Genomic DNA, 17,438 nt, shown 5'->3' with positions numbered 1-17,438 from the left:
CAATCCCGGCCGCCGCGCGGTTCCCGTAACCTCTTACGCGGCCGTAGGCTGCCTGCCGGTCGCTCGTGAGGCGCGACACGCGGTAGGGCCGAATGCGCGGCCAAACCCAAGATCTAGTGGTTGGATTGTTCCGGCCACCCAGAAGTTGTGGTCCCCGGTCCGCCGAGGGTGTGGCCATCGCCTATGCTTGTGACAGCTTCGAGGGGCCCGACGGGCCCTGGAGAGGCTATTCAGTCGTGCTGTGAAGGAGGGTTGGGAGCCATGCACTGCCCCTTCTGCAGGCACCCCGACAGCCGGGTCGTCGACAGTCGCACCACCGACGACGGCACGTCGATCCGACGCCGCCGCCAGTGCCCCGACTGCTCCCGCCGTTTCACGACGGTGGAGACCTGCTCGCTGATGGTGGTGAAGCGCAGCGGCGTGACCGAACCCTTCAGTCGTACCAAGGTCATCTCCGGCGTGCGCAAGGCATGCCAGGGCCGGCCGGTCACCGAGGACGCCCTCGCCAAGCTCGGCCAGCGGGTCGAGGAGGCGGTGCGTGCCACCGGCAGCGCCGAGCTGACCACTCACGACGTGGGCCTGGCCATCCTCGGCCCCCTGCAGGAACTCGACCTCGTCGCGTACCTGCGCTTCGCGTCCGTCTACCGGGCGTTCGACACACTCGAAGACTTCGAGGCCGCCATCACGGAACTCCGTGAGCGACGGCCCCCCGTGGAGGAGTGCGGGAGCGGCGAGACCCTTGAGGTCCCCGTTCCCGCCGTCGCCGCCGACTGATCGGCGCCGGCCGATCGCCACGGTTCCGTGGATCGGCCGCAGTGCGACTTCATAGACCCGCTCCGGGCGCTCTGTGTGGCGCCCGAGGCATCAGAGACAGACAGTGCCCCGGGAAGTTCTGGGCACTTCAGGGTGTTTTTGCCCACATATGGGAGGCGGCATGACAGAGACGGCGAGCGGCCCGGCACGAGGTTCCCGCGCCAAGGGAGCCAAGTCGAGCAAGGGTCTGCGCATCGAGCGCATCCACACCACTCCCGGCGTGCATCCGTACGACGAGGTGGCGTGGGAGCGTCGTGACGTCGTCATGACCAACTGGCGCGACGGCTCGATCAACTTCGAGCAGCGTGGCGTCGAGTTCCCCGACTTCTGGTCGGTGAACGCGGTCAACATCGTCACCAGCAAGTACTTCCGCGGGGCCGTCGGCACCCCGCAGCGCGAGACCGGTCTGCGGCAGCTCATCGACCGGATCGTGAAGACGTACCGCAAGGCCGGCGAGGACCACGGCTACTTCGCCTCTCCCGCGGACGCCGAGATCTTCGAGCACGAGCTGGCGTACGCCCTCCTGCACCAGATCTTCAGCTTCAACTCGCCGGTCTGGTTCAACGTCGGCACGCCCCAGCCGCAGCAGGTCTCCGCCTGCTTCATCCTGGCCGTCGACGACTCCATGGAGTCGATCCTCGACTGGTACAAGGAAGAGGGCATGATCTTCAAGGGCGGCTCCGGCGCCGGCCTGAACCTCTCCCGTATCCGCTCCTCCAAGGAGCTGCTGTCCTCCGGCGGCAACGCCTCCGGCCCGGTCTCCTTCATGCGCGGTGCCGACGCCTCCGCCGGAACCATCAAGTCCGGCGGCGCCACCCGGCGTGCGGCCAAGATGGTCATCCTCGACGTCGACCACCCCGACATCGAGAACTTCATCGAGACCAAGGTGAAGGAGGAGGAGAAGATCCGCGCCCTGCGCGACGCGGGCTTCGACATGGACCTGGGCGGCGACGACATCACGTCCGTCCAGTACCAGAACGCCAACAACTCGGTCCGGGTGAACGACGAGTTCATGAAGGCCGTCGAGTCGGGCGGCAAGTTCGGGCTGCGTGCCCGCATGACCGGTGACGTCATCGAAGAGGTCGAGGCCAAGTCCCTCTTCCGCAAGATGGCGGAGGCCGCCTGGGCGTGTGCCGACCCCGGCATCCAGTACGACGACACCATCAACGCCTGGCACACCTGCCCGGAGTCCGGCCGGATCAACGGCTCGAACCCGTGCTCCGAGTACATGCACCTGGACAACACCTCGTGCAACCTCGCGTCGCTGAACCTGATGAAGTTCCTCAAGGACGACGGCAAGGGCAACCAGTCCTTCGAGTCCGAGCGCTTCGCCAAGGTCGTCGAGCTGGTCATCACCGCGATGGACATCTCGATCTGCTTCGCGGACTTCCCGACCCAGAAGATCGGCGAGAACACCCGCGCCTTCCGTCAGCTCGGCATCGGCTACGCCAACCTCGGCGCCCTGCTGATGGCGACCGGCCACGCCTACGACAGCGACGGCGGCCGCGCCCTCGCCGGTGCCATCACCTCGCTGATGACCGGCACCTCGTACAAGCGCTCCGCCGAGCTCGCCGCGGTCGTCGGTCCGTACGACGGCTACGCCCGCAACGCCGAGCCGCACCAGCGCGTCATGAAGCAGCACGCCGATGCCAACGCCGTGGCCGTCCACATGGACGACCTGGACAACCCGATCTGGGCCGCCGCCACGGAGGCCTGGCAGGACGTGATCCGGCTCGGCGCGAAGAACGGTTTCCGCAACGCGCAGGCCTCGGTCATCGCGCCCACCGGCACCATCGGTCTCGCGATGTCCTGCGACACCACCGGCCTGGAGCCCGACCTCGCCCTGGTCAAGTTCAAGAAGCTGGTCGGCGGCGGCTCGATGCAGATCGTCAACGGCACCGTCCCGCAGGCCCTGCGCCGCCTGGGCTACCAGGAGGAGCAGATCGAGGCGGTCGTCGCCCACATCGCCGAGCACGGCAATGTGATCGACGCCCCCGGTCTGAAGACCGAGCACTACGAGGTCTTCGACTGCGCGATGGGCGAGCGTTCCATCTCCGCGATGGGCCACGTGCGCATGATGGCCGCGATCCAGCCGTGGATCTCCGGCGCGCTCTCCAAGACGGTGAACCTGCCGGAGACGGCCACCGTCGAGGACGTCGAAGAGGTCTACTTCGAGGCGTGGAAGATGGGCGTCAAGGCGCTCGCGATCTACCGCGACAACTGCAAGGTCGGCCAGCCCCTCTCCGCGAAGACCAAGGAGAAGGAGAAGGAGGCGGTCACCGCCAAGGCCGAGGAGACCATCCGCACCGCGGTCGAGAAGGTCGTCGAGTACCGCCCGGTCCGCAAGCGCCTCCCCAAGGGCCGTCCCGGCATCACCACCTCCTTCACGGTGGGCGGCGCCGAGGGCTACATGACCGCCAACTCCTACCCGGACGACGGTCTCGGTGAGGTCTTCCTGAAGATGTCCAAGCAGGGCTCCACCCTCGCGGGCATGATGGACGCCTTCTCCATCGCCGTCTCGGTCGGTCTGCAGTACGGCGTCCCGCTGGAGACGTACGTCTCGAAGTTCACCAACATGCGCTTCGAGCCGGCCGGCATGACGGACGACCCGGACGTGCGGATGGCGCAGTCGATCGTCGACTACATCTTCCGCCGCCTCGCGCTGGACTTCCTGCCCTTCGAGACCCGCTCGGCGCTCGGCATCCACTCGGCCGAGGAACGTCAGCGCCACCTCGACACGGGTTCGTACGAGCCCTCCATGGAGGACGAGGAGCTGGACGTCGAGGCTCTGGCCCAGTCCGCCCCGGTGCGGACGGAGCCGCTGAAGGCGGTGGCCGCGGTGCAGGAGGCGGAGCAGCCCGCCCCGAAGACCGCGCACACCTCGGCGGAGCTCGTCGAGATGCAGCTGGGCATCAGCGCGGACGCGCCGCTCTGCTTCTCCTGCGGTACGAAGATGCAGCGTGCCGGATCCTGCTACATCTGCGAGGGCTGCGGCTCGACCAGCGGTTGCAGCTGACGCGTCTCCGGTCATCCGGTGAGGAGGGCGCCGACCACCGGTCGGCGCCCTCCGGCGTGTCCGGTCCGGCTCCCCGCCCGGCGGGCGACTGTCAGTGCGGTATGGCACGATCTCGCAGATGACCAGCAGACCCGATGAGGCACAGCGGCTGCGCGACCTCGCCCGGCTGCGCCGCGTCCGCGACCGGATCGACCGGGAGTTCGCACAGCCGCTGGACGTCGAGGCGCTCGCCCGTGGCGTGCACATGTCGGCGGGGCATCTGAGCCGAGCGTTCCGGCAGGCGTACGGGGAGTCGCCGTACGGATACCTGATGACCCGGCGCATCGAGCGGGCGATGGCGTTGTTGCGGCGTGGTGATCTCAGTGTCACCGAGGTCTGCTTCACGGTCGGTTGCTCGTCGCTGGGCACCTTCAGCACGCGCTTCGCCGAGCTGGTGGGCATGCCGCCGAGCGTCTACCGGCGCGAGGCAGCTCGCGCCACGGCGGGGATGCCGTCGTGCGTGGCGAAGCAGGTGACCAGACCGATCAGGAATCGAGAAGCGCGGCCACGGGGCCGCGATTAGCGTGACGAGCATGGACATCACGATTCACTCCAGCTTCCTTCCGCACGAGGATCCGGACGCCTCCATCGGCTTCTACCGCGACATCCTGGGCTTCGAGATCCGCAATGACGTCGGGTTCGGCGGGATGCGCTGGATCACGGTCGGCCCCGCCGGCCAACCCGGTACGTCCATCGTGCTGCATCCGCCGGCCGGGGATCCGGGCATCACGGAGACGGAGCGGCGCACCATCGGCGAGATGATGGCCAAGGGCACCTACGCCATCATCACCCTGGCCACCACCGACCTCGACGCCACCTTCGACAAGCTGCAGGCAGGCGGCGCCGAGGTCGTCCAGGAGCCGACCGAGCAGCCGTACGGGATCCGCGACTGCGCCTTCCGCGACCCCGCGGGCAATCTCATCCGCATCAACGAGGTGCGCTGACCCGTCCGGCGGTCGCGGCCCCGGGCCCGTAGGGACGGTGCCGAGCACGGCGGCGGCGCTCCCGGGCCCCACCGGCACCGCCGACCGGACCGGCGGCGATCGCCGCCGCGTCGAAGAAGCAGAGCCGGACGTACCGCCGGAAGCCGGTGACATCGAGCCGGGCGACACAGACGGAGACCGCGAGGCGGCTCCGCCCGACAGACGGAGACACGACAAGCATGGCCGAGAGGACAGACACGCAGCCGACCGCGGCGCACGCCGCCGACAGCCACGATCTGATCCGCGTGCACGGCGCGCGCGTGAACAACCTCAAGGACGTCAGCATCGAGATCCCGAAGCGCCGGCTGACGGTGTTCACCGGAGTTTCGGGTTCGGGCAAGAGCTCGCTGGTCTTCGGTACCATCGCCGCCGAGTCGCAGCGGCTGATCAACGAGACGTACAGCGCCTTCGTGCAAGGCTTCATGCCGACCCTCGCGCGGCCCGAGGTCGATGTGCTCGACGGTCTGACGACCGTGATCACCGTCGACCAGCAGCGTCTCGGTGCCGACCCCCGCTCCACGGTCGGCACCGCCACCGACGCCAACGCGATGCTGCGCATCCTCTTCAGCCGGCTGGGCAAGCCGCACATCGGCTCGCCCCAGGCGTTCTCCTTCAACGTCGCCTCGGTCCAGGCGAGCGGTGCGTTCAAGGTCGACCGCGGCGCCGACCGGACCAGGACCGTCAAGCGGACCTTCACCCGCACCGGCGGCATGTGCACCCGCTGCGAAGGCCGGGGCACGGTCTCGGACATCGACCTCACCCAGCTCTACGACGACTCCAAGTCGCTCTCCGAGGGCGCGTTCACCATCCCCGGCTGGAAGTCGGACAGCTTCTGGACCGTGCGGGTCTACGCCGAGTCCGGCCTCCTGGACCCGGACAAGCCGATCCGCAGGTTCACCAAGAGGGAGATGCAGGACTTCCTCTACCGGGAGCCGACCAAGGTGAAGGTCGAGGGCGTCAACCTCACCTACGAGGGGCTGATCCCCAAGATCCAGAAGTCCTTCCTGTCCAAGGACAAGGAGGCGTTGCAGCCGCACATCCGGGAGTTCGTGGAGCGGGCGGTCACCTTCACGACCTGCCCCGACTGCGACGGCAGCCGGCTCAGCGAGGAAGCCCGGTCGTCGAAGATCAGGAAGCTGAGCATCGCCGACGCCTGCGCGATGCAGATCAGCGACCTGGCGGAGTGGGTGCGCGGCCTCGACGACCCGTCGGTGGCCCCGCTGCTCGCCGCGCTGCAGCGGACCCTCGACTCGTTCGTGGAGATCGGTCTCGGCTACCTCTCGCTCGACCGGCCGTCGGGCACGCTGTCGGGCGGCGAGGCGCAGCGCGTCAAGATGATCCGCCACCTCGGTTCCTCGCTCACCGATGTCACCTACGTCTTCGACGAGCCCACCATCGGCCTGCACCCGCACGACATCCAGCGGATGAACGACCTGCTGCTACGGCTGCGGGACAAGGGCAACACGGTGCTCGTCGTGGAGCACAAGCCGCAGACGATCGCCATCGCCGACCATGTCGTCGACCTCGGCCCCGGCGCGGGTTCGGCCGGGGGCACCGTCTGTTTCGAGGGCACCGTCGAGGGACTGCGGGCCGGTGACACCGTCACCGGCCGCCATCTCGACGACCGGGCGGTCGTGAAGGAGACGGTGCGCGAGCCCACCGGGGTGCTGGAGATCCGCGGCGCGACGGCTCACAACCTGCGCGGCCTCGATGTCGACATCCCGCTCGGCGTGCTCACCGTCGTCACCGGCGTCGCGGGGTCCGGGAAGAGCTCGCTCGTCCATGGATCGATCCCCGCGGGCGCGGAGGTGGTCTCGGTCGACCAGGGGGCCATCCGCGGGTCGCGGCGGAGCAACCCGGCGACGTACACCGGACTGCTCGACCCGATCCGCAAGGCGTTCGCGAAGGCCAACGGTGTGAAGCCCGCGCTGTTCAGCTCCAACTCCGAGGGCGCCTGCCCGACGTGCAACGGCGCCGGTGTCATCTACACCGATCTGGCGATGATGGCGGGCGTCGCCACCCCCTGCGAGGAGTGCGAGGGGAAGCGGTTCCAGGCATCGGTGCTCGACTACCACCTCGGTGGCCGCGACATCAGCGAGGTGCTCGCGATGTCGGTGACCGAGGCCGAGGAGTTCTTCGGCGCGGGCGAGGCGCGCACACCGGCCGCGCACAGGATCCTGGAGCGGCTCGCGGATGTCGGGCTCGGCTATCTCAGCCTCGGCCAGCCGCTCACCACACTGTCCGGCGGCGAGCGCCAGCGGCTCAAGCTGGCGACCCACATGGCCGAGAAGGGCGGTGTGTACGTCCTGGACGAGCCGACCACCGGCCTTCACCTCGCCGATGTCGAGCAACTGCTCGGCCTGCTCGACCGGCTTGTCGACTCCGGCAAGTCGGTGATCGTCGTCGAGCACCATCAGGCGGTCATGGCGCACGCGGACTGGATCATCGACCTGGGGCCGGGCGCCGGTCACGACGGCGGCCGGATCGTCTTCGAAGGCACCCCCGCCGACCTGGTCGCCGCCCGCTCCACCCTCACGGGCGAGCACCTCGCGGAGTACGTCGGGGCCTGAGCCGGGCCGGGTGTGAAGTCCGGTCGTACGTCCGAGGGCCGGGCGGGACTCCATGGACCCGGCCCGGGGCCTCGCGCGGGCGGGACTCCACGGATCCGGGTCAGGGCCTCGCGCGGGTGGTACATCACGGACCCGGCCCGGGGCCTCGCGCGGTGGGCGGCACGACCGCGCGAGGCCGGAGGCGGGCACATTCCCGAAGTACTCGGACGCAGCCGCGTACGGGGCAGTGTCACCTGCCGGGCGGGCGGCTCCCCATCGTCGCGGCGAACGAATCGGGGTCGCCGTCGAAGCCCCGGACCGTGTCGTGGAACTCCCAGGCCCCGGAGGCGCTCCGGACGAATTCGGCCACGGTCGCCGCAGTGGCGGCGCCGACCGCGGAGAAGTCGTCCTCCGCCAGGTTCGTATAGCCCTCCCGGATCTGGACACCGGTGTTCGCTATCTCGGCGAAGGTCTTGCGGCCGTCGCGCTGCTGGATGGCGACCCCGACGACGACGCGGGTGTACGCGGTCGACAGCCGGTCCAGTTCCAGAGTCATCACCTCGTCGAAGCCGAAGCCCTGGCCGGTCCTGCTGTCGCGGTTGAGGGTGATGGTGCCGTCCGGCGAGCGGCTGTCGAAGTGCACGAGATACGCCGGGCTGCCGTACGGCGCTTCGGCGAGGTACGTCGCCGCGATGATGTCGAGGTCATGGGCCGGTGCTCCCGAAGGGCTCGGATCCCATTTGAGACTGACCTCGACCTTGTCGAGGTCCTTGTTGGGCGTGCTCATCGGACTTGCCTCCCTGGCTTTCCGCTGGGCCGTCGGGCCGTTGACATCCCCCGATCATGTCGGCAACCGACCGCGGATCCAACCGGCCCGGGATTCGACGACGGAATCGGGCCATCGGTCTCCCGCGGCCGGCCGGGACGGCCCGTGGCCGCATCGGATCAGTGCGGTATGCGGCGCGGCGGTCGTTGCCGGACCTCGTCCCGGAAAAGCTCGATGGCGCTGCTGACCTGACGGATGAGATGAGTGTGCTCGATGCGGTCGAGATAGAGGCAATTGCGGGCCACACCTTCCAGCTCGAAGACGAAGCAGAGCGTCATCAGAGGGTTGATGAACAACTCGCTGCCACGGGTGCGCGAGGTGAACTGGACATCCCCGAAGGCTCCTTGGACGGCCGCCGCGATCGACCCGTTCACGATGCTGGGGTGGTCGGGCGTGTGGTGCTGGGCGTGTGCCACGGCGTCGACGAAGAGCGCGCCCTCCCGTGTCGTACGGGACACGGAGAACGCGCCGACACAGGAACCGTCGCGTTCGAGTGCGGCGATGTTCTCCAGGACGAGGCCGTGGCTCACCCCGTGATACGCGTCGATGCCGAAGCCTATGGATACGACGAGGCGTTCCGGTACGTCGATCGCGGCGAGCGCGGCGACGCTGGCCAGATCCTCCTCCGGTGTGCCGAGCCCGGTTTCGTCGCCGCGCATCAGGATGTCGGTGCCGCCGTCGACCAGGACGACCGCGTCGATGCCGTACTTCTCGATCAACGCCCGGTAGGCGGCGCGCAGCGGTTGTACGCCCACCCGGGAGAAGGCGTGGACCGTGCTCGGGTAGCCGTGCAGACCGAGCCACTGGGCGAGCGTCCGCTCCGGGAAGTACGCCTGGTGGAGGGCCGTTTCGGGGGTGATGGCGGCGACGTCCGGTGCGAGCCAGGCGTCGAGGGGCAGCCCTTCGAGGGCGCTGAACGACAGATTGGCGAGCTGTACGTGTTTGCCCTGGTGGATGAGGGAGAGAGCGAGGGGCAGCCCCGCGTAGATGTCGAAGCCGCCGCCGGCGCCCGCGACGAGGACACGTTCCGCGGATTCGAGCCGGGCGAACAGGGGGTTGGTGTGCAGCGAGGCCATGGAGGTCATTCTGCGGTTGACGGCGGTCACTTCGGGCCTGCTCCGTCCGGACGTGACCCGTGCCATGCCCGGCACCGTACGATGGCGCGGTGCTGGTCAAGTGGATTCGTTGCACCGTGGTGGACCGTCGAGGGTTTGAGCGGGGGCAGCGGAAGTGGGCGGGGCTGCTTGGCGAGCCCGGATTCAGGGGACAGGGCGGCGGGTGGAGCCGAGGGCATCCGGACGTGGCGCACGTCTTCGCCTTCTGGGAGAACCGCGTCTTCTACGACTCTTTCATGGCGCGGGCGCACGACGGCCTGGCCGCCGAGCAGTCCGGGACGTACAGCGGCATCCAGGTCAAGCTCTTCGAGCACCGCTTCGACGTGAAGACCGGCTTCGAGCCGCGCTTCACCGACGCGGATGTGGTCCGGGTGGCGCACAGCAAGGTGCGTGAGGACCGGGTGGAGCACTTCGCGCTGATGCAGGAGCGGGTGTGGAATCCGGCGATGGCCGGATCGCCCGGCATGCTGCGCGGGGTGTTCGGGGAGGCGCCGGGACAGGAGTTCCTCGTGCTGTCGATGTGGCAGTCGAGCGCCGAGCGCGGCAAGTACCGGGCGGGAAGCATTGAGCGGCTGGCGCAACGGGCGCAGACCGAGGACGACGTGGCGGAGCTGGCGGGAGACGTCGTGCAGCTGGAACCGTCGTGGACGGTGTGACCGGCCCGGCCTGAGCGGCTGGGCGGGGACAATGGGCCGTGGGCGCTCCGGACGGCCCATCAGGCGGACGCTGCCCGGGTGTTGAAGACCCCGGCGCGGGCGGCCGCCAGCGCCGCGTCGGCCGACTGCTCGGCCAACGCCCCGTCGACCGGCTCACGGGTGATGAAGAGTCTGAGGAACAGGGGCGAGATCACGGCCCTGACGAGCGCTCCCGCGTCCGTTTGCCGGTCCAGCTCGTGCCGGGAGACGGCGCGTTCGACGATGGCTCCGCAGCGGGCGAACCGCTGTGCGTAGAAGGCGTTCAGCGCCTCGGCGGCACGCTCGGACTGGAAGGCCGCGGCGATGAACGCGGTCGGCGCGGCCGCCGCGGCGGGGTCCTCGAAGGAGGCGGCCGTCGTGCGCGCCAGCGCGCGCAGATCCCCCTCCAGGCTTCCCGTGTCCGGCGGGGACCAGCTGTCCTCGCCGGCCAGGTCCAAGGCGTCCACGACGAGCCCTTCGAGGTTTCCCCAGCGGCGGTAGAGGGTCGTCTTGTGGACGCCGGAGTGCTCCGCGATGTACTCGACGGTGAGGTCCGGATAGCCGTGCTCCACCAGGCCGGTGAGGACGGCGTCACGGACCGCCGCCCGCGTCCGGGCGGTTCTGCCGCCCGGACGACGCGTGCCGGGGGCCGGCGGGGGCTCGGGCGGATCGGTCTTCGGGGTGGTTGCCTGTTCAGTCAATTGCTACTCCTGTTGCATTAGGTGGTTCCAGTGTGCCATGCTCGCCCTAATGCCACAAGGATTGCATTAGATCGGAGGTGCTCGTGCCCACCCAGATCTCTCTGTGCGGAGTCACCGTGTCCCGGGGTGACCGGCTGTTGCTCGACGATGTCTCGCTGACCGTGCGTCCGGGCGAACGGATCGGCATCGTCGGGGAGAACGGTGCGGGGAAGACGACCCTGCTCCGGCTCCTCGCGGGGCTCGAACGGCCCGATTCCGGAAGCGTGTTCACGGCTGCCGACGGTGGCATCGGCCTGCTGTCCCAGACCCCGAGGCTGCCACCCGGAAGCACGGTCCGGGACGCGATCGACGACGCACTGGCGGAAATACGGTCGATGGAGCGGAAGTTGAGGGCTGTCGAGGCGGAGCTGGGCACTGCCGACGCTGCCGCGCTCGCCGCCTACGGGGAGCTGCTCACGGAATTCGAGCTGCGCGGGGGATACGAAGCGGACGCGCGCGTCGACAAGGCGATGTACGGCCTCGGCCTCGCGCACGTGGAGCCGGCCAGGGAGCTGGGCCGTCTCTCCGGCGGCGAACAGGCGCGCCTGGGTCTCGCCTGCCTGATCGCGGCACGCCCCGAGGCGATGCTGCTCGACGAACCCACCAACCACCTGGACGAAGCCGCGCTCGACTGGCTGGAGAGCGAACTGCGGTCCCACCCCGGCACGGTGATCGCCGTGTCCCACGACCGGATCTTCCTGGAAGAGGTCGCCACCGCGGTGCTGGAGGTCGACGCCGACCGGCGCACCGTCGTGCGCCACGGCGACGGCTACGCGGGATTCCGCGCCGAGCAGCGCGCCGCACGGCAACGCTGGGAGCAGTCCTACGCCCAGTGGTGCGAGGAGACCGGGCAACTGGAGGAGTACACGGCGACCACCGCCCATGGCGTCGCCGCCGGCCGCGCCATCAAGGACAACAACAAAATGGCGTACGACCGGGCCGCGGGCCGGGTCCAGGCCTCCGTGTCCGGCCGGGTCCGTAACGCGCGCAAGCGACTGGATCGGCTGAGAGCGCGGCCCGTCCCCAGACCACCGGACCCGCTGCGTTTCGCCGCCCTGCCCACGGCCGGTGCGACCGGGGGAGAGGTGGTGTCCCTGACGGACCTACGGGTCGGCGGCAGACTCGCGGTCGACCGGCTCTCCGTGGCGGCGGCCGACAGACTGCTGATCCACGGCGGCAACGGAGCGGGCAAGTCCACCCTGCTCCGAGTCATGGCGGGGGTGCTCGAACCGGACACGGGCCGCGTGGTCCGGCGCGGCGCCATCGGCTACCTCGCGCAGGAGATACCAGTGCACCGTCCGGTGGAGTCCGTGCTCACGGCCTTCGGCCGCGGACTGCCGCTGACCGACGACGAGCAGGCGGAACTGCTGCTCTCGTACGGGCTGTTCCGTTCCCGGGACCTCCGGGTGCCGGTCGGCTCGCTCTCGGCCGGACAGCGCAGACGGCTCGCTCTCGCCCGCCTCCTGGCCCGGCCCGCGGATCTGCTGCTGCTCGACGAGCCGGCGAACCACCTGGCACTGGGGCTCGTGCAGGAGCTGGAGGAAGCACTGGCCCGCTGGCCGGGCGCGCTGGTCGTGGTCTCGCACGACCGGTCGCTGCGCCGCCGCTTCGCCGGCGACATCCGGCGGATGGAGTCCGGACATCTGCTCGAATGAGCCCTTAGGGTCGGTACATGGCACGACCGCAACGCATTGTCCTGGTCCGGCACGGCGAGTCCGAGGGCAACGCCGACGACACGGTGTACGAGCGCGAGCCCGACCATGCGCTGAGGCTCACCGCGACAGGGCTGAGGCAGGCCAGGGAGGCGGGTGTGCGGCTGCGCGAGTTGTTCGACGGCGAGCGGGTCAGCGTGTACGTCTCGCCCTACCGCCGCACCCACGAGACCTTCAGGTCCCTCGGTCTGGACCTGGAGCGGGTACGGGTGCGTGAGGAGCCGCGCCTGAGGGAGCAGGACTGGGGAAACTGGCAGGACCGCGACGACGTGCGGCTGCAGAAGGCCTACCGGGACGCGTACGGCCACTTCTTCTACCGCTTCGCGCAGGGGGAGTCCGGAGCCGATGTGTACGACAGGGTCGGGGCCTTCCTGGAGAGCCTGTACCGGAGCTTCGAGGCGCCCGACCACCCGCAGAACGTCCTGCTGGTCACGCACGGACTGACCATGCGTTTGTTCTGCATGCGCTGGTTCCACTGGTCGGTCGCCGAGTTCGAGTCACTGTCCAATCCGGGCAACGGGGAGATCCGGACGCTGACACTCGGGGAGGACGGGCGCTACACCCTGGACCGGCCGTTCGACCGCTGGCGCACACCTGAGCCGTACGGCATCACCGGATAGAGTGGAGGGGCGATGACAACCGCTGACCCGGCCTCCGGCCAACGTTTCGAACGAGCCCTTGCCAGCCTTCGGGGGCTCTCCGTGGGAGACGCACTGGGCTCCCAGTTCTTTGTGCCTGCCAACTATCCACTGCTGAAACAGCGCGAACTCCCGCCGGATCCCTGGCAGTGGACGGACGACACCGAGATGGCGTGTTCGGTGCTGGCCATGCTGGCGGAGCACGAGCGGATCGACCAGGACGCGCTCGCCCGGTCCTTCGCCCACCACCATGACTTCGACCGGGGATACGGGCCGGCCGTGAACCGGCTGCTCAGGCTGGTCCGGGAGGGCGCTGACTGGCGGGAACTGGCATCCGCCCTCTTCAACGGCCAGGGCTCCTGGGGCAACGGCTCGGCGATGCGCATCGCCCCGCTCGGCGCCTGGTACGCCGACGACCCGGAGCAGGCCACCCACCAGGCCGAGATCTCCTCGTACACCACGCACCAGCACCGCGAGGCGGTGGTGGGCGCGATGGCCGTCGCGGCGGCCGCCTCACTGGCGGCGGCGACGTCCGGGCCGCCCACCCCGACGGAACTGCTCGACGGCGTCATCGCGCTCGTGCCGCGCAGTGCCGTCGGCGCCGGGCTGCGCCGGGCACGCGACATGCTCGACTACGACGACGCGGGGACGGTCGCGGCGGTCCTCGGCAACGGCCGGCGTACCAGCGCACACGACACCGTTCCATTCGCCCTCTGGTCGGCGGCGCGCGGCCTCGGCGATTTCGAGCAGGCCTTCTGGGCGACCGCCCAGGCCGGCGGGGACGTCGACACGACCTGCGCGATCGTCGGCGGGATCGTCGCGGCGGACAAGGCCGGCGCACCACCGGCCGACTGGGCGGCGCGCACGGAGGAACTGCCGGACTGGCTTCCGCGCTAGGACCACGGGCCTCGGCGCGCTGCGATATCAGGGCCGACGACCGGCGGAGCCCCGACCGGGCCGCCCGGACTGTCACGGTACTGCCACAGCTCCTCCTCGCACGGTCCGGAACCGCGAGGGGCGGCTACTCTTTCGGCCACGCCGCCGCTGATGATCATCCAGACGGGCGCGCGCCGAAATGAGACGCCAGGGTGCCCGAGCCGCTGCCCTGCGGGTGGTGTGCGGGGACCTCGGTAGGGGAGGGGTCCCATGTCCGATCACACATCAGAATCGCCCAGGCCGGCCGAGGCTCCCGAGCCGTCCGAGCCGTCCGAGCCGTCGGGGCGGACCGGAACGTCCGAACGGGACGCGTTGTCGAAGGCGCCGCCGCCGGAGCCCGGTGACACCGCTCCCGAGCCACCGAAACTGCCGGCGTACGCACAGCGGGACGGGCGCCGGCAACCGCCCGACCCGTGGCGGCAGAGCAGCCCCCAGCCCTCCGCGCTGTCGACACTCCGCCCGTCTGCCCCCGCCGCCATCAGCGGCGCGACACTCGGCTGTGTCGTCGTCACGGCCCTGCTGAGCGCCCTGTTGCTGGGCGACGGTCTCGGCCTGAACGCGCTGATCGTCGCCGTTCCCGCGGCGCTCGGGGCCTTCTTCGCCGCGCGGACGGCCGGTCGTCGCCTCCGCCCGTGGACGGCTTTCTGGGCGGTCGGCGGGCTGGCGCTGCTCGCCGTCCCGGCCCTTCGGGACGCCGGATGGCCCGTCTTCCTGGCCGTCGTCTCGGCTGTCGCCCTGGGCTCGCTCGCCCTGCACGGCAATCGCAGCTGGCTCGGGGTGTTCCTGGGCTCGCTCGGCCTGTTCAGCTCCATCGCCGACGGCCTGGCCTGGGGCGGACGGGGCGTACGCGCGCGGATGGAGGGATCCCGCGGCCGACTGGGGATCGTTCTCCGCAGCGCCGCGGTGGCGGTCGTCCTGCTCATCGTGTTCGGGGCGCTGTTCGCGAGCGCCGATGCCGCCTTCGCCGACGTCCTCGGCAGCCTGATGCCCGACGTGTCGGTCAGCGGCAGCCCGTGGCGCTTCCTCCTCTTCGTCGTCGGCCTGGTCGGCGCCCTCGCCGCCGCGTACGCCGCAGCCGCTCCGGTCCGCTGGGACGGCATCACCGTCCGCCGCGGGAAGGCGCGCGGGCGGCTGGAGTGGGCCCTGCCGCTGATCGTGCTGAACGCACTGTTCGCCGTCTTCATCGCCGTCCAGCTCACCGTGCTGCTCGGCGGTTACGACAAGGTGATGGCCACGACCGATCTCAGCTACTCCGCATACGCCCGGCAGGGTTTCTGGCAGCTTCTCTGGGCCACGGTGCTCACACTGCTGGTGATCGCGCTCGCCCTGCGCTGGGCCCCTCGCGGGCGGGGAAGCGACCGCACTCTCGTACGGGCCGTGCTCGGCGTGCTGTGCCTGCTCACCCTGATCGTCGTGGCCTCCGCGCTGCGGCGGATGGACCTCTACGTCGACGCGTACGGTCTGACACGGCTGCGGATATCCGTGGCGGCGGTGGAACTCTGGCTGGGCGTGGTGCTCGTCCTGATCATGGCCGCCGGAGTGTTCGGTGCCCGCATGCTGCCGCGTGCCGTGGCCGCGAGCGCGGCCGTCGGCGTCCTCGCGTTCGGGCTGGTCTCGCCCGACGGGCTGATCGCGGAGCAGAACGTCCAGCGGTACCGGAACGACCACTCGATCGACATCGACTACCTCCGGGGCCTATCGGCGGACGCCGTCCCCGCCCTGGACACGCTGCCCGAGCCGCTGCGCTCCTGCGCCCTCAGGGACATCGAACGGTCGCTGCGCTCCGACGACGCTCCCTGGTACGCCACCAGCTGGGGCGAATCACGGGCCCGGGACATTCTGCGGATGCGGAATCCGGAGCTCCCGACGGGGTCCTGCGACGGTTCGCGTACGGGCATCGGGGGTGGCGAGCGCGACGGTGACGAGAACGATCCGTACGACCCGTACTGACCGGTCCGGGCCGGGCGGGTGCGGGGCGCGGAGCCATGGACGGGTCCGGGGCGGCCGACCGGTGCCCCGGGGTGTTGCCCGCGCGCCCATCGGCGTACCCTTGCAGGCGCCATGCCGTACGAACCACCCACGCACACCGTCGAGCGCTCACTGCGCGCCACCACCGGTGCCAAGACCGTCGCCGGTGTCGATGAGGTCGGACGAGGAGCGTGGGCGGGACCGGTCACCGTGTGCGCGGCCGTCACCGGCCTCCGCAGACCTCCCGCCGGGCTCACCGACTCCAAGCTGATCAGCCCCAAGCGCCGCGCGGAGCTGGCGCCGTTGCTGGAGCACTGGGTCACCGCGTTCGGACTCGGCGATGCCACTCCGCAGGAGATCGACGAGCTCGGGATGACGGCCGCGCTGCGCCTCGCCGCGGTACGCGCCCTCGAATCCCTGCCGGTGCGCCCGGACGCGGTGATCCTCGACGGCAAGCACGACTACCTGGGACAGCCCTGGCAGGTCCGCACCGTGATCAAGGGCGACCAGTCCTGCATCGCGGTCGCGGCGGCCTCGGTGATCGCGAAGGTCCGCCGGGACACGATGATGGCCGAACTGGGCGCGGAATCCGGCGAGTACGCCGATTTCGCCTTCGGGGCCAACGCCGGATACCCGTCGCCCGTGCACAGGGCCGCGCTGGAGGAGCGGGGGCCGACGCCCCACCACCGGCTTTCGTGGTCCTATCTCGACGCGCTGCCCAGGTGGCAGCACCTCAAGAAGGTCCGCTTCTCCGCCGAGGCGGCCGCACTGGAAAGCGGGGGCCAGCTCGGCTTCGACTTCTGATCGCGCGCGTCTTCTGATCGCGCACATACAGCCACCGCCGACGCCCTGCGCGCCGGCGTTTGATGGACAACCACCCATGCCTCTCATCCTCGAGGAGCCTCAGATTCACGAGAGCGCCCAGGGTCCCCGCGTCACTCCGGCCACCGGCCGTACCGCGTCGACCCCCCGTCCCGTACCCGGTCCGCGTTCAGCGGCCACGCCGCGTCCCGGTCGTCCCGGGCCCGGCCCCGCGAGGCCCGCGCCCCCGGCGCAGCGCCCGCATCCCACCTCCGACGACTCCCGGACGGACCGGCCGGAGAATCGTTCCGCACCGCAGATCCAGCTGATCCCCGCCTCGGCGTCCGGCGCACTCGACGCCGCCGACGAAGCAGTGGACCTGCTGCTCGACTCCGGCCGAGCGCCGGGCGAGATCCTGGTGCTCACCACGGGCGATCAGCACCCGTGGGCCGCGCACGAACTCTCCTTCGGCGAGGCCGCCTACTGGGCGCAGCACGAGGCCGGTGACGACGTCTTCTTCGCCGGTGCCGCGGCCGCGGACCGGGTGAAGCCCCGTCCGGTGGTGATCGTCGCCGTCAACGGCGGTGACACCGTCACCGGCGCGCTGACCGGTGCGCGGGAACGCGCC

The 17,438-nt window shown here is 70.2% G+C and carries 16 protein-coding genes; 12 read left to right on the top strand and 4 right to left on the bottom strand.

The genetic code is table 11. The annotated features are described in order from the left end of the window. The first annotated feature begins 261 nt into the window (after nucleotides 1-261). The 4 genes from nrdR (at nucleotide 262) to GA0115234_RS03810 (ending at nucleotide 4,812) form a co-directional block, all read left to right on the top strand. The gene (nrdR, locus tag GA0115234_RS03825) at nucleotides 262-774 is read left to right on the top strand and encodes a transcriptional regulator NrdR (RefSeq protein ID WP_093539403.1); all 513 of its coding nucleotides are present in this window, start codon (nucleotides 262-264) and stop codon (nucleotides 772-774) included. 160 nt (nucleotides 775-934) lie between these two features. Further along, nucleotides 935-3,829, top strand: coding sequence for a vitamin B12-dependent ribonucleotide reductase (locus tag GA0115234_RS03820; RefSeq protein WP_093539416.1), 2,895 nt, complete (start codon nucleotides 935-937; stop codon nucleotides 3,827-3,829). Nucleotides 3,830-3,947: 118 nt separating this feature from the next. After that, entirely contained in the window at nucleotides 3,948-4,391 is a 444-nt protein-coding gene (locus tag GA0115234_RS03815) for a helix-turn-helix transcriptional regulator (RefSeq protein ID WP_093539402.1), read from the top strand. 10 nt (nucleotides 4,392-4,401) lie between these two features. After that, complete coding sequence (locus tag GA0115234_RS03810) at nucleotides 4,402-4,812, top strand: VOC family protein (protein WP_093539415.1); 411 nt, start codon at nucleotides 4,402-4,404, stop codon at nucleotides 4,810-4,812. Here GA0115234_RS03810 and GA0115234_RS41770 read toward each other — a convergent pair. Then, nucleotides 4,796-5,023: a hypothetical protein gene (locus GA0115234_RS41770; protein ID WP_141718385.1), complete on the bottom strand. Its 228-nt coding sequence runs from the start codon at nucleotides 5,021-5,023 to the stop codon at nucleotides 4,796-4,798. The genes GA0115234_RS03810 and GA0115234_RS41770 overlap by 17 nt on opposite strands. Before the next feature lie 7 nt (nucleotides 5,024-5,030). Between GA0115234_RS41770 and GA0115234_RS03805 the strand changes: the two genes are divergently transcribed. Further along, on the top strand, nucleotides 5,031-7,421 hold the full coding sequence (locus GA0115234_RS03805) for an ATP-binding cassette domain-containing protein (protein WP_093539401.1): 2,391 nt from the start codon (nucleotides 5,031-5,033) through the stop codon (nucleotides 7,419-7,421). Between the two features lie 229 nt (nucleotides 7,422-7,650). Here GA0115234_RS03805 and GA0115234_RS03800 read toward each other — a convergent pair whose 3' ends face one another. Both GA0115234_RS03800 and GA0115234_RS03795 read right to left on the bottom strand, forming a co-directional pair. After that, entirely contained in the window at nucleotides 7,651-8,187 is a 537-nt protein-coding gene (locus GA0115234_RS03800) for a TerD family protein (protein WP_093539400.1), read from the bottom strand. Between the two features lie 158 nt (nucleotides 8,188-8,345). Then, nucleotides 8,346-9,302, bottom strand: a complete 957-nt coding sequence (locus GA0115234_RS03795; protein WP_093539414.1) for a DUF1152 domain-containing protein — start codon at nucleotides 9,300-9,302, stop codon at nucleotides 8,346-8,348. A gap of 89 nt (nucleotides 9,303-9,391) precedes the next feature. Between GA0115234_RS03795 and GA0115234_RS03790 the strand changes: the two genes are divergently transcribed. Further along, nucleotides 9,392-9,997 (top strand): YdbC family protein, encoded by a 606-nt coding sequence (locus GA0115234_RS03790; protein WP_093539399.1) that lies wholly within the window; start codon nucleotides 9,392-9,394, stop codon nucleotides 9,995-9,997. Between the two features lie 59 nt (nucleotides 9,998-10,056). Here the strand turns inward: GA0115234_RS03790 and GA0115234_RS03785 are convergent, their stop codons facing one another. Next, on the bottom strand, nucleotides 10,057-10,716 hold the full coding sequence (locus tag GA0115234_RS03785; protein ID WP_093539398.1) for a TetR/AcrR family transcriptional regulator: 660 nt from the start codon (nucleotides 10,714-10,716) through the stop codon (nucleotides 10,057-10,059). Between the two features lie 83 nt (nucleotides 10,717-10,799). On the opposite strand from GA0115234_RS03785, the gene GA0115234_RS03780 reads away from it, so the two are divergent. From GA0115234_RS03780 to GA0115234_RS03755, 6 genes are all read left to right on the top strand, one after another. After that, nucleotides 10,800-12,410 carry an ABC-F family ATP-binding cassette domain-containing protein gene (locus GA0115234_RS03780; protein ID WP_093539413.1) on the top strand — a complete coding sequence of 537 codons (1,611 nt, stop codon included), beginning with the start codon at nucleotides 10,800-10,802 and terminating at the stop codon, nucleotides 12,408-12,410. 17 nt (nucleotides 12,411-12,427) lie between these two features. After that, nucleotides 12,428-13,087: a histidine phosphatase family protein gene (locus GA0115234_RS03775; RefSeq protein WP_093539397.1), complete on the top strand. Its 660-nt coding sequence runs from the start codon at nucleotides 12,428-12,430 to the stop codon at nucleotides 13,085-13,087. Between the two features lie 12 nt (nucleotides 13,088-13,099). Next, complete coding sequence (locus tag GA0115234_RS03770; protein ID WP_093539396.1) at nucleotides 13,100-14,002, top strand: ADP-ribosylglycohydrolase family protein; 903 nt, start codon at nucleotides 13,100-13,102, stop codon at nucleotides 14,000-14,002. Between the two features lie 249 nt (nucleotides 14,003-14,251). Then, on the top strand, nucleotides 14,252-15,991 hold the full coding sequence (locus tag GA0115234_RS03765; protein ID WP_176729062.1) for a DUF4153 domain-containing protein: 1,740 nt from the start codon (nucleotides 14,252-14,254) through the stop codon (nucleotides 15,989-15,991). Nucleotides 15,992-16,102: 111 nt separating this feature from the next. Then, nucleotides 16,103-16,813, top strand: coding sequence for a ribonuclease HII (locus GA0115234_RS03760; protein ID WP_093539395.1), 711 nt, complete (start codon nucleotides 16,103-16,105; stop codon nucleotides 16,811-16,813). A gap of 76 nt (nucleotides 16,814-16,889) precedes the next feature. Beyond that, on the top strand, nucleotides 16,890-17,438 hold a 549-nt coding region (locus GA0115234_RS03755; protein WP_093539394.1), incomplete at its 3' end, for a hypothetical protein.

This window comes from Streptomyces sp. DvalAA-43, from assembly GCF_900091725.1.
GTDB classification, from domain to species: Bacteria; Actinomycetota; Actinomycetes; order Streptomycetales; family Streptomycetaceae; genus Streptomyces; species Streptomyces pulveraceus.
This window is presented reverse-complemented; position numbering and strand designations above follow the sequence as displayed.

Bases quoted from the DNA above. Each gene is read 5' to 3' on its own strand.
- GA0115234_RS03760 (WP_093539395.1), top strand. From the start codon at position 16,103: ATGCCGTACGAACCACCCACGCACACCGTCGAGCGCTCACTGCGCGCC.
- GA0115234_RS03800 (WP_093539400.1), bottom strand. From the start codon at position 8,187: ATGAGCACGCCCAACAAGGACCTCGACAAGGTCGAGGTCAGTCTCAAA.
- GA0115234_RS03810 (WP_093539415.1), top strand. From the start codon at position 4,402: ATGGACATCACGATTCACTCCAGCTTCCTTCCGCACGAGGATCCGGAC.
- GA0115234_RS03805 (WP_093539401.1), top strand. From the start codon at position 5,031: ATGGCCGAGAGGACAGACACGCAGCCGACCGCGGCGCACGCCGCCGAC.
- nrdR (WP_093539403.1), top strand. From the start codon at position 262: ATGCACTGCCCCTTCTGCAGGCACCCCGACAGCCGGGTCGTCGACAGT.
- GA0115234_RS03765 (WP_176729062.1), top strand. From the start codon at position 14,252: ATGTCCGATCACACATCAGAATCGCCCAGGCCGGCCGAGGCTCCCGAG.
- GA0115234_RS03795 (WP_093539414.1), bottom strand. From the start codon at position 9,302: ATGGCCTCGCTGCACACCAACCCCCTGTTCGCCCGGCTCGAATCCGCG.
- GA0115234_RS03775 (WP_093539397.1), top strand. From the start codon at position 12,428: ATGGCACGACCGCAACGCATTGTCCTGGTCCGGCACGGCGAGTCCGAG.
- GA0115234_RS03815 (WP_093539402.1), top strand. From the start codon at position 3,948: ATGACCAGCAGACCCGATGAGGCACAGCGGCTGCGCGACCTCGCCCGG.
- GA0115234_RS03820 (WP_093539416.1), top strand. From the start codon at position 935: ATGACAGAGACGGCGAGCGGCCCGGCACGAGGTTCCCGCGCCAAGGGA.
- GA0115234_RS03770 (WP_093539396.1), top strand. From the start codon at position 13,100: ATGACAACCGCTGACCCGGCCTCCGGCCAACGTTTCGAACGAGCCCTT.